Consider the following 9808-nt stretch of genomic DNA (forward strand, 5'->3'; position numbering starts at 1 on the left):
AAGACCCCCGCGTTCCCCCTGCACCACCCAGAAAGGCCCCCGTCATGAGCACCGACGCCCGTTTCCCCTACCAGGACCCGACGCTCTCCGTCGACCAGCGCGTCGAGGACCTGCTGAGCCGCCTGCCACTGGAGGACAAGGCCGGCCTGATGTTCCACCCGCTGGGGAACATCGGCGACCCGGACGAGCCCGGCCACTTCGGCATGCCGTCCATGGCCGCCCTGCTGGAGCGGCGCATCAACCACTTCAACATCCTCTGGGCGACCGACGCGCGCTCCCTCGCCGCCTGGCACAACAACCTCCAGCGCAGCGTCCTCGACCGGCCGCTGGGCATCCCGGTGACCATCTCCAGCGACCCGCGCCACTCCTTCACCGACAACCCCGCGACCGCCCTGCTGGCCGGTCCGTTCTCGCAGTGGCCCGAACCACTCGGCTTCGCTGCCATCGGCTCGCCCGAGCTGGTGCGCCGCTGGGCGGACACGGTGCGCCGCGAGTACCTGGCCGTCGGCATCCGGGTCGCGCTGCATCCGCAGATCGACCTCGCCACCGAACCGCGCTGGGCGCGCATCAGCACCACCTTCGGCGAGGACGCCGACCTCACCTCCGAGCTGGCCGTCGCCTATGTGCGCGGGCTGCAGGGCGAGGAGGTCGGGGCGGAGTCGGTCTCGGTCATGGCCAAGCACTTCCCGGGCGGCGGCCCGCAGCTGAACGGCGAGGACCCGCACTTCCCGTACGGCCGCGAGCAGGTCTACCCGGGCGGCAGGTTCGACTACCACCTGCAGCCGTTCAAGGCCGTCATCGAGGCCGGTGTCGCCCAGATGATGCCCTACTACGGCATGCCGGTCGGCACCGCGTACGAGGAGGTCGGCTTCGGCTTCAACAAGGGCGTCATCACCGGTCTGCTGCGCGAGCAGCTCGGCTACGACGGCATCGTCTGCACCGACTGGGCCATCCTCGCCGACAAGTTCTGGGGCGTGGAGGAGCTGACGTACGAGGAGCGCATGCTCAAGTCGCTGGAGGCCGGGGTGGACCAGTTCGGCGGCGAGATCCGCCCGCAGGTGCTGGTGGACCTGGTCAAGGCCGGGAGCGTGACCGAGCGGCGCATCGACGACTCGGCCCGCCGGCTGCTGCGCGAGAAGTTCCGGCTCGGCCTGTTCGACCGGCCGTACGTGGACGAGGCCGCCGCCGACGCCCTGGTGGGCACGGCCGGGGCGCGCGCCGAGGGCCTGGCGGCGCAGGCGGCCGCGACCGTCCTGCTGGCCAACGCCGCCGAGGGACCGGCCCGGCTGCCGCTCGCCCCGGGCGGACTGAAGGTCTACACGGAGGGCCTGTCGGCCGAGGCGCTGGGCGGGCGCGCGACGCTCGTCGCCACGCCGGAGGAGGCGGACGTGGCGGTGCTGCGCCTGGCGGCGCCGTTCGAGCCGCGCGGTGAGGCGGGCGAGCTGGAGTCCTTCTTCCACGCGGGCTCGCTGGACTTCCCCGAGGAGGAGGTCGAGCGCGTGCGGCGGATCTGCGCCACCGTGCCGACCGTGGTCGACGTCTACCTGGACCGCCCGGCGATCCTGACCGGGATCGCGGGCCACGCCGCCGCGCTGACGGTCAACTTCGGGGCGCAGGAGCGCGCCTTCGTGCAGGTGCTGTTCGGCGAGGAGCGGCCGCAGGGCTCGCTGCCGTTCGACCTGCCGTCGTCGATGGCGGCCGTCGAGGCGAGCCGCCCGGACGTGCCGTTCGACACCGCCGACCCGCTGTTCCGCTTCGGCCACGGCCTGCGCTACGAGGGCTGAGCCGGGCCTGCGCACCGGCCCGCCGCCGCTGCGGCGGCGGGCCGGCCGCCTTCAGCCGAGGGACCGGCCGACCAGGGACAGGGTGGCCATCGACACCAGCGTCGAGACCAGGACGGTGTCCCGGGCGAAGGCGGCCCCGCGGTCGTACTCGCGCGCGTAGGTGAACACGTTCTGCGCGGTCGGCAGCGCCGAGAACAGCACCACGGTGAGCAGTTGGTGCGGCGGCAGGCCGAGCACCAGCGCGCCGGCCGCCCAGGCCGCCAGCGGCTGGACGACGGTCTTCAGCGCGACCGCCGTCCCGACCTCCAGGTAGCGCGAGGCGCCGGTGACGGCGGGCGGGTGGCTGAGCGAGAGGCCGAGGGCGACCAGCGCGGTCGGCACGGCCGCGCCACCGAGCAGTTCGCAGGAACGGTGCAGCTCGGCGGGCGGGTGGAGGCCGGTCGCCGACACCACCGCGCCGAGCCCCACCGCCAGCAGGATCGGGTTGCGCAGCGGCAGCGTGAGCGCGGCCCGCAGGCCGGCCCGTCCGGAGTCCAGCACGGTCAGCACCGCCGGGGTGACCACCAGGATCTGGAACAGCACCACCGGGCCGACGAACGAGGCGTCGCCGAGCACCTGGGTGGCCACCGGGATGCCCAGGTTGGCCGAGTTGACGTACCCGGCCGCCATGCCGCCGAGGGCGCGCTCCGCCGGCCCGCGCCCGAACAGCCGGTGGGCGGCGACCAGCCCGAGCCCGCCCGCCACCACCGTGCCCGTGGTGAACGCGACCATCGAGGCGTTGGCGAACCGGTCCAGCGGGGTGCGGCCGATCAGCAGGAACAGCGCGGCGGGCATCGCGGCGTGGAACACGAACCGGTTCAGGACCTGTTCGGCGTGCTCGCCGAGCAGCCCGCCGCGGCCGAGCAGGTAGCCGACGGCGGTCAGCGCCCAGATCGGGGCGAAACCGGACAGCAGCGGGTGCGGGCTGGTCATCGCTTCCTCGGCGGGCTCGTCGGTGCGGGGCTCGGACGGAACGCCGGAAGTCAACCAGGCGGGCGAACGGCCGCCGCGGGCGGGCCCCGACCGGACCGGCGTGACCCGCGGCGCAGGGCCTACCATGGCGGGGTGGACCACCTGAGCCTGGCCGAGGTCGAGACGATCGCCCGGCGCGCACACGCGGGGCAGACCGACAAGAACGGCCGCCCCTACACCGAGCACCTGGCGGCGGTCGCCCAGGGCGTGGCGCAGCGCGGCGGCAGCGAGGAGCAGATCGCGGCCGGCTGGCTGCATGACGCCATCGAGGACGACGCGCTGAGCCGCGAGTGGCTGGCCGCCGCCGCCCTCAGCGACACGACCAAGGCCATCGTGGACGCGCTCACCAAGCGGCCCGGCGAGCCGCTGGAGGAGTACACCGCGCGGATCCTGGCCACGCCCGGCGCGCTCGTCGTCAAGCAGGCCGACCTCGCCCACAACTCCGACCCGGCCCGGCTCGCGAGCCTGGACCCGGCCACCGCCGAGCGCCTCGCCGCCAAGTACCGCCGCACCCGTGACCTGCTCGGACTGGATCCCGCCTCCGGCTGACGGGCCGTCACCCGCCGCCGGTGGGCGGCAGGAAGCGGGCGAACGGATCGCCGGAGCGGGCGCAGTGCCCGGCGAGCAGCGTGCGGAAGCGGTCGAGCAGGGCCGAATGCCGGGCGTCCACCGCCAGGTTGACCATCTCGCCCGGATCCCCGGCGAGGTCGAACAGCTGCTCCCGGTGGTCGCCCCAGGCGTAGCAGACGTACTTGTGCCGGCCGTCCCGGATCATCCGGCCGAGGGCGTTGTTGAACCCGGGCAGCTCCCAGCGGGTCTCCACCACCAGGGTCTCCCGGGGCTGCGGCGCCCGCACGCTGCGCCCGGGCAGGCCCGGCGGCAGGGGGATCCCGGCGAGGTCGCCGAGGGTGGGCAGCAGGTCGGGCCCGGTGGACACCAGCCGGTCGCTGACCTCGCCCGGCGTGCTGCCGGGGCCGCTGACCAGGAACGGCACCCGCACCGACTCCTCGAACAGCGCCCACTTCTGGTTCCACCCGTGCGCGCCGGCGCCGTCGCCGTGGTCGGAGGTGAACACCACGACGGTCTCCCGGCCGGTGGCGCGCTCGTGCGCGCGCAGCGCGTCCAGCACGGTGCCGAGGTGCGCGTCCACCCGCTCGACCAGCGCGTAGTAGGCCTGCCGGTAGCGCCGCCAGTCGTCCTCGCGCCACTCGGCGGTGGGGTGGGTGTGCGCCCAGGCGCGCTGGGCGAGCCGGGGGAGCCGGGCCTCGTAGGGCGCGGGCGGGAAGTTGGCGGGCAGGGGCGGGCACTGGGCGGCGGGCGGCGGGGCGGGCAGCGGGCCGCTCTTCGGCTGCTGCCCGCGGGCCCATTCGCAGATGCCGTGCGGCTCCAGGAAGGAGAGCACCAGCAGGAACGGGCGCGGGCGCGGCCGGCGCAGGAACCCGGCCGCGGCGCGGGCGAGTCCGGCGTCGTCACCGGCCGGGTGGAGGCGGCGGAAGCCGCGGCCGGCGGGCAGGTCGAGTTCGGGGAGGTGCCACTTGCCGCCGTAGGCGCAGTCGTACCCGGCCTCGGCGAACACCCGGCCCAGCAGCGGTTCCGGCGCGCCGCCGTCGGGGGCGGCGGCCTCGTTGCCGGTGAGGCCGAGGGTGCTGGGCAGCTGCCCGGTGAGCAGGCTGGCCCGGGAGGGCGCGCAGAGCGGCTGGGCGCAGTACGCCTGCCGGTAGCGGGTGCCGGCGGCGGCCAGCGCGTCCATGTGCGGGGTGGCGAGGTGCGGGTTCCCGGCGGCGCTCATCGCGCCGGCGGTCTGCTGGTCCGTCAGGACGACCAGCACGTCGGGGCGTCGGTGTTCCACGTCAGGCCATCCGTTCGTAGCCGTGGCGGTCGAGGGCCCGGTGGAGCGGCTCGCCGAGGGCCCACCGCTCGAACTCGGCGGCCACGAGGTCCCCGAGGCGGCGCCGCTCCAGGGCCTGGCTGCCGGCCAGGTGCGGGGTGACCACGACGTTCGGCAGGGTGAACAACGGCGAGCCGGGCAGCGGCGGTTCGGGGTCGGTGACGTCCAGCACGGCGAACAGGTCCGGCCGTTCGGCGAGCACGGCGAGCAGGGCCGGCTCGTCGAGCACGGCGCCGCGCGCGGTGTTGACGAGGGTGGCGCCGGGCTTCATCGAGGTGAGCAGGCGCCGGCCGACCAGCCCCCGGGTCTCCGGGACGAGCGGGGTGTGGACGCTCACCACGTCCGCGGTGGCGAAGAGTTCGTCCAGGCCGACCGCTCGCACCCCGGGCGGCGGCGCGGCGTACGGGTCGTGGGCGATCACCCGCAGGTCGTAGCCGCGAAGCCGCTCGCAGACCAGCCGTCCGGTGGCGCCGAGCGACAGCACGCCGACGGTGGAGCCGTACGCGCCGGGGGCCCGGCCGACCCGGACGGGCGCGCGGGCGGCACGGGCGGCGAGCACGTGCCGCCAGCCGTCCTTGAGCGCGTAGACGATCTGCGCGACGGTGAACTCGGCGACCGGCACGGCGTTGGCGTGGGCGGCGGTGACGATCGGGATGCCGGCCGCCCAGAACTCCTCGGTGACGATCCGGCGCACCGATCCGGCCGCGTACAGCACCAGGGCCAGCCGGGGCATCCGCTCCAGCGCGGCCGCGTCGAGCACGGGCCCGCCCCAGCCGGTGCACAGCACCTCGACCTCGCGCAGGGCGTCGGGCGCCGCGGTGAGCCGCTCGGGGGACCACACCCCGCCGGGGGCGTCCGGGTCCGCGACGACGTCCGCGCGCGCGAGCACCCGGGCGCGTGCCCCGGGGCCGTAGACGTCGGGGAACCGGGCCGGGTCCATGGCGAAGGCGGCCGTGAACATCCGGGTCTCCTTTGGTCGAGTGGCCACGAGGAGTTTCTATCACACTGAGAAATAGTGCGACGGGGGACGGCCCCGAGGGTGGCCCGGCCCGGACGGTCCGGGGCGTTCAGTGGGTGATGAAGGTGGCCCCGTCGACGAGCCGGACGGCCGCCGCGGCGGCGCCCACCAGCTCGGTGGTGGTCGAGTGCACCACCATCAGCCGCGGCAGCACCGGCACCCGGCCCTGCAGCCGGGACTCGATCGCGGGCAGCATCTCGCCGCCGCTCTCCCAGAACAACCGTCCGCCCAGGGCGATGAGTTCGGGCCCCAGCACACTGGTCAGATTGGCCACCAGCAGGGCCAGGTCGTCGGTGAACTCGTCCACCAGCCGCACCGCCGTCGGCACGCCCTCGCGGGCCAGCCGGAACAGCTCGGCCACCCGCTCCGCGGAGGAGCCCGACACCGTGAGCCCGGCCTCCGCGATCCGCCGGTCCACCGCGTGGTCGCCGATCCGCGCCTGGGTGTCCCCGGTGCGGCCGAGCGGGCGGTCCAGCGCCCGGCGGTCGCCCATCAGGTGTCCCAGCGCGCCCGCCGACCCCAGCCGGCCCCGGTGCAGCCGGCCGCCCAGGACGATCCCGGCGCCGACCTCGATCCCGACCACCACGGCGGCGAGGTCGCCCACCCCGGCGCCCGCCTCGCCGTGCTGGACGGCCAGGGCGACCAGGTCCACATTGCTCTCCACGGCCACCGGGACGCCCAGCCGCTCCTGGAGCAGGGTGCGCAGCCGCAGTCCGGGCCAGTCCAGCGCCGGGGCGAACTCCACCAGCCCGGTCCGGTCCCGGACCACCCCGGGCACCCCGGCCACCAGCGCGCGCGGCGCCCCCGCGTGCCGGGTGGCCCACGCCCGCAGCCCCTCGACCAGGGCGAGCAGCGGTCCGGTGAGGTCCTCGGCGGACGGCTCGCGGTCGCGCTCCGGCCCGAGGCCGGCCGCCCAGTGGTGCTCGGCCTCGTGCAGCACGGCGCCGTGCAGGTCGGCGACCACCCCGACGATCCGGCGCGGGCGCACCGCCACCGCCAGGACGGTCTGCGCCCCGGCGTTGTACCGGATCAGCTGCGGCGGCCGGCCGCCGCTGGAGGGCGCCCGCTCGGCCTCGACCACCACGAGGCCCGCCGTGCGCAGCACTTCGACCAGCCGGTGCACGGTCGCCGTCGACAGCCCGCTCTCGGCCGCCAGCCGCTGCCGGGACAGCGAGCCGTGCCGGCGCAGCACCTCCAGCAGCACGGTCTGGTTGACCTGCGCCACGGTCTGCGTGGTGGCGGTCGCCGGGGTGCGGGGGGACTTGGGCACCGGGTGCTCCTCGGGCGGGGCCGGGCGGAGCCCGAGCGCTGGGCGGGACTTCGTCTCGGCCCGAATATATCCGAGCGGCCCGGGCCGTGACCGGCGCGGGAACGCCCGAAGGCCCGGCCGCGCGGATTGCGCGCGGCCGGGCCGTCGGTCACCCCGGTGGTCCCTGTCCGACCCCGGGGTGAGGGGGGACAGATGGTCCGGTGACGTTCGCGTACTGCTCCTGGTCGGCTTAGTACCAGTGGTGGGTCTGCCAGAACGCCCAGGCGTTGTTCGGGCTGCCGTAGCGCTCGTTCATGTAGTCCAGCGCCCAGCGGATCTGGGTGGTGGGGTTGGTCTTCCAGTCGGCGCCGTGCGAGGCCATCTTCGAACCCGGCAGCGCCTGCGCCAGGCCGTACGCACCCGAGGACGGGTTGACCGCGGTCACGTTCCAGCTGGACTCGTGGGCGATGATCTGGCTGAACGAGTTGAGCTGGTTCGCCGGGACGATCTGGGCGGCGATCGACTGCGGGGTGGCGGCCGAGGCGGTGGCGGGCACCAGGCCGGCACCCAGGGCGGTCACGGCGGCGGCACCGGCGAGAACGGCGGCCGAAGTACGCATACGAAGCTTGAAAGCGGGCATGAAGAACAAGACCTCAATCAGGTTGGGCCGGCGTTCGCCCCGCCCGGACCGTGGCCGGACAGGGGCCGTAACGGTCGCGGGGCGTGCGCCGGACAGTCGTGATGAAGAGCCGCGCTCCGGTGGGACAGGTACCGGGTGCGGCTGGCGACGAGACCCATTGTTGCCAGACGGGTTCGGCCGCTGCCAAGACCCGTCCGCTACGACGCGCGGTCGTAGCGATCTCGCGCGCCGTCGATTCGAAGGCCCCCCACCGGGGCTCCTGACCTGCGGCTGCGCCACCCCCGCCCCCGTATCGGCCCGAGCACTACCGCCCGTCGTGCCGAGGGAATCCTTGTGAGCGCACTCACCGCCCGGCACCCCCGGACGTCACCCACCGCCACGGCCCGCTCCACGCCGAGTCGCGGTTGATCTGAGACCGGCACCACAACCGGGGCGGCCCGGGGGAGTCGGACCGGCCGGCCGTGCGCTGCCCGGCCCGTCAGGCCGGGGGCAGGACGTCCCCCAGGCGGCGGTGGCGGGCGGCGCGGGCGGTGAGGCGGGTGGATTCGGGGGTGGCGGTGAGGGCGGTGAGGGCGGCGGCGACGGCGCCGCCGAGGCGGGCGCAGAAGGCGGCGGGTTCGTCGGCGGCGTCGGGGAGTTCGGGGACCACCGTGTCGACCAGGCCGACGGCGGCGAGGTCGTGGGCCGTGATGCCCTGGGTGCGGGCGAGCTCGGGGGCGTGGCTGCCGTCGCGGTGGACGATGGCCGAGGCGCCCTCCGGGGGGAGCGGGGCGAGCCAGGCGTTGGCGGCGGCGAGGACGCGGTCGGCGGGCAGGAGGGCCAGGGCGCCGCCGCCCGAGCCCTGGCCGAGGAGGACCGCGAGGACGGGGGTGCGCAGGGCGAGCAGGGTGGTGAGGCAGTGGGCGATCTCGATGGCCACGCCGTCCAGCTCGGCCTGGACGGAGAGCTCGGCGCCCGCGGTGTCGACCACCGTGACCAGGGGCAGGCCGAGCTGTTCGGCGAGCCGGGCGGTGCGGCGGACGGCCCGCAGGTCGGCGGCGGTGAAGGGGCGGTCCTGGGCGCCGGTCCGGCGCTGCTGGCCGACGACCACGGCGGGCTGCCCGTCGAGCACGGCGAGCGCGCGGACCAGGGCACCGTCCCGGCCGCCGGGGGAGTCGAGGAGCACCAGCTCCTCGGCGGTGCGGCGCAGCAGCTCGCGGGTGCCGGGGCGGTCGGGGCGGCGGGTGCGCAGGACCGCCTCCCAGGCGTCGGGGCGCTCGGCGGGTTCGCCGGCGGCGGGCGCGGTGGAGGGCACCGCCCGGCGGGTCAGGACGGACAGCGAGCGGCGCAGCACCTCGCGCAGTTCCTCCGGCGCCACCACCGCGTCGACCAGCCCGCGCTCCGCCAGCGTCTCGGCGCGCTGCACCTCGGGCGGCAGCTCCACGCCCCGCAGCTCCTCGTACACGCGCGGGCCGAGGAAGCCGAGCCGGGCCCCCGGTTCGGCGAAGACCAGCTGCCCGAGCGTCCCCCAGGACGCGAACACCCCTCCCATGGTGGGGTTGCGCAGATAGGTGAGGTAGGGCAGGCCCGCCGCCCGGTGGGCCTGGACGGCGGCGGTGATCCGCAGCATGCAGAGGAAGGCGGCCGACCCCTCCTGCATCCGTGTCCCGCCGGAGACGGGCAGGGCGATCAGGGGAAGGCGTTCGGCGGTGGCCCGTTCCACGGCGCGGGTGATCCGTTCGGCGGTCGCCACGCCGATGGACCCGCCGAGGAAACCGAACTCGGAGGCGACCAGGGCCACCGGCTCCCCGCCGATCCGGCCGACGCCGGTGAGCACCGCCTCGTCCACGCCGGTGCGCTCCCGCGCCCGGGCGAGGCTCGCCCGGTAGCCGGGGTCGGCGGGAGCGGGGCCGTCGGCCGCCGGTTCGTCGTGGCTCCGGTAGCTGCCGGGGTCGACCAGCAGTCCGATCACCTGGTGAGCCGTCAGGGAAACGCTCATCTGCTCCACCCATCGCCCGATCCGGATCCGCGCCGAGGATGATCACCCTAGGCGGAGGGCGGAGCGGGCAGGGGGATCGGGCGCCGGGTGTGAGGAGACCGACAGCCCCGCGCGGCGCCCCGGGGCCGGGGGGGGCCCCCCCCCCCCCGGGGCCCCCCCCCCCCCCGCCCCCCCCCCGCGCCCCCCCGCCCCCCCCCCCACCCCCCCCCCCGCCACCGGCCTACACGCCGCGCCCCTGAC

General features: G+C 75.9%; 8 protein-coding genes. 2 read left to right on the forward strand and 6 right to left on the reverse strand.

What is annotated here, in order from left to right; all coding sequences use genetic code 11:
• The first annotated feature begins 44 nt into the window (after positions 1-44).
• The gene (locus tag ACF1AK_RS32705) at positions 45-1784 is read left to right on the forward strand and encodes a glycoside hydrolase family 3 protein (RefSeq protein ID WP_391502450.1); all 1740 of its coding nucleotides are present in this window, start codon (positions 45-47) and stop codon (positions 1782-1784) included.
• A gap of 51 nt (positions 1785-1835) precedes the next feature.
• Here the strand turns inward: ACF1AK_RS32705 and ACF1AK_RS32710 are convergent, their stop codons facing one another.
• The gene (locus ACF1AK_RS32710) at positions 1836-2756 is read right to left on the reverse strand and encodes an AEC family transporter (protein WP_391502451.1); all 921 of its coding nucleotides are present in this window, start codon (positions 2754-2756) and stop codon (positions 1836-1838) included.
• A 132-nt stretch (positions 2757-2888) separates the two neighbouring features.
• On the opposite strand from ACF1AK_RS32710, the gene ACF1AK_RS32715 reads away from it, so the two are divergent.
• The gene (locus ACF1AK_RS32715; RefSeq protein WP_391502452.1) at positions 2889-3344 is read left to right on the forward strand and encodes an HD domain-containing protein; all 456 of its coding nucleotides are present in this window, start codon (positions 2889-2891) and stop codon (positions 3342-3344) included.
• A 7-nt stretch (positions 3345-3351) separates the two neighbouring features.
• Here ACF1AK_RS32715 and ACF1AK_RS32720 read toward each other — a convergent pair whose 3' ends face one another.
• From ACF1AK_RS32720 to ACF1AK_RS32740, 5 genes are all read right to left on the reverse strand, one after another.
• Positions 3352-4644, reverse strand: coding sequence for a sulfatase (locus ACF1AK_RS32720; protein WP_391502453.1), 1293 nt, complete (start codon positions 4642-4644; stop codon positions 3352-3354).
• Position 4645: 1 nt separating this feature from the next.
• Positions 4646-5671: a hydroxyacid dehydrogenase gene (locus tag ACF1AK_RS32725; RefSeq protein WP_391502454.1), complete on the reverse strand. Its 1026-nt coding sequence runs from the start codon at positions 5669-5671 to the stop codon at positions 4646-4648.
• A 79-nt stretch (positions 5672-5750) separates the two neighbouring features.
• Complete coding sequence (locus ACF1AK_RS32730) at positions 5751-6971, reverse strand: ROK family transcriptional regulator (protein ID WP_391502455.1); 1221 nt, start codon at positions 6969-6971, stop codon at positions 5751-5753.
• Positions 6972-7200: 229 nt separating this feature from the next.
• Entirely contained in the window at positions 7201-7590 is a 390-nt protein-coding gene (locus tag ACF1AK_RS32735; protein WP_391502456.1) for a transglycosylase SLT domain-containing protein, read from the reverse strand.
• A 478-nt stretch (positions 7591-8068) separates the two neighbouring features.
• Positions 8069-9568, reverse strand: coding sequence for a carboxyl transferase domain-containing protein (locus ACF1AK_RS32740; protein WP_391502457.1), 1500 nt, complete (start codon positions 9566-9568; stop codon positions 8069-8071).
• Between the last annotated feature and the right edge of the window lie 240 nt (positions 9569-9808).

Origin of the sequence: Kitasatospora sp. NPDC015120 (assembly GCF_043080305.1) — a bacterium.
Lineage (GTDB): Bacteria > Actinomycetota > Actinomycetes > Streptomycetales > Streptomycetaceae > Kitasatospora.